Genomic DNA, 1,064 nt, shown 5'->3' with positions numbered 1-1,064 from the left:
GCCTTGTTCAGCCGTTCGCGACTCCGGTTATGGTACAGACCAACAAAGTGATACTGCTGCTTCCTCGGGAGCGCAACATGAGACACTATCCGCGCCATAAAATCATTATGCGACATCGTCATGCTCTCTGTACGCTGGGTCTGGTGAGACTTGTAGCTGTACCTCACCTCAGTGKCGGARACATGTCGTAGTTGCGTGTTTTTTATCGCACCACCWCGAATATAACGAGCGAGGTACTTCGCCACTCCATGCCCGTGRGAATACTGCCTGGTGCAGTGGACGACCCAGTCTTCACGCCCCCACTGGTTCAAAAGACTGGCCACTTGCGCCTTGCTCAACTCYGRCGGGTAGCTTAACTCACCATCRACCAACAGGCCCCTCAACACCGACAGRTACTTGCCGCGGAACAGCTTCATCATCACCTTMGCCGGAAACAATATGTCCTTYTTCGGCTTCACCCATTCCGTCTCCCGCTGGCCTCCGTGAGTGACCAGGCAATGTATATGAGGATGAAATGACAGRTTCCGCGCCCAGGTATGCAACGCCAGAATACAGCCAGACCGGGCTCCMAGGTACTGACTGTCCGCGCTCAATTGCTGGATGGTCTCCCGCACAGATTTAAACAGCAGTTGCTGGCACTGCTCACGGTTATAGCACCACAGCACGTGCAGCGCATGAGGCAACGTGAACACCCAGTGATGATGCGGACAATCCARGATGAATCCCTCGACCTTCCGCTGCCACTGCTCCCGTTTTAGCGCACCGCATTGCGGGCAGCTGCGATGACCGCAGCTGTTATACCAGTACCCGTTGAAATGACCATTGCCGCAATACAGCGCATGCCCGCCCATCGCTGCCGTCCGGCAGGCCCTGAGCCGACTCGCTCCCTTGAGTTGGTACCGTGGAAGCCGGTGAGACTTGAGATAGAGTTCCAGTGCTTGCTGCATGAAACTTTGAACGGTATGCGCCATGACTGGAGCATAGACAAAATTTTAGGCTATATTAGAAGCAGATACGCAATCTTCGACGCAGCGCACTCCCCGAGCTTGCTCGGCAGATTTAAC

At 54.8% G+C, this 1,064-nt stretch carries 1 protein-coding gene; it reads right to left on the bottom strand.

Going from position 1 to position 1,064, the window contains the following annotated elements; translation table 11 throughout:
• On the bottom strand, positions 1 to 971 hold a 971-nt coding region (locus EDI28_RS25880), incomplete at its 3' end, for an IS91 family transposase (protein WP_128786691.1).
• Between the last annotated feature and the right edge of the window lie 93 nt (positions 972 to 1,064).

The sequence above is a fragment of the Photobacterium chitinilyticum genome (assembly GCF_004104355.1).
In the GTDB taxonomy this organism is placed as follows: Bacteria; Pseudomonadota; Gammaproteobacteria; order Enterobacterales; family Vibrionaceae; genus Photobacterium; species Photobacterium chitinilyticum.
This window is presented reverse-complemented; position numbering and strand designations above follow the sequence as displayed.